This window comes from Mesorhizobium sp. WSM4935 (genome assembly GCF_029625735.1).
In the GTDB taxonomy this organism is placed as follows: Bacteria; Pseudomonadota; Alphaproteobacteria; order Rhizobiales; family Rhizobiaceae; genus Mesorhizobium.
Genome location: NZ_JARTVR010000073.1, coordinates 1 through 254, shown reverse-complemented (window position 1 = coordinate 254; position 254 = coordinate 1). Strand labels below are relative to the sequence as shown.

General features: G+C 69.3%; 1 protein-coding gene. It reads left to right on the top strand.

Annotated features, from left to right (window positions below; translation table 11 throughout):
* A partial coding sequence (locus P9273_RS32160; protein ID WP_278052596.1) for a 30S ribosomal protein S2 occupies positions 1–254 on the top strand: 254 nt, incomplete at both ends.

Here is a 254-nt window from a genome sequence, read left to right as displayed (position 1 = left end):
CTGTGACCCCGAGGGCATCGACTTCGTGATCCCGGGCAACGACGACGCGATCCGCTCCATCAAGCTGTTCACGTCGAAGATCGCCGAGTCGTGCGTCGAAGGTGGCGCCCGCTACAAGGCGTCTGGCGCGGCCGAGCGCGATGAGGCTGAAGAGCGCCGCAAGGCCGAAGGCCCCGGCGAGCGCCGCCGCTTCGTGAAGGAGCGCCCGGGCAGAGGCCCGGTGGTCGAGATCAAGAGCCAGCCGGCCGTCGAAG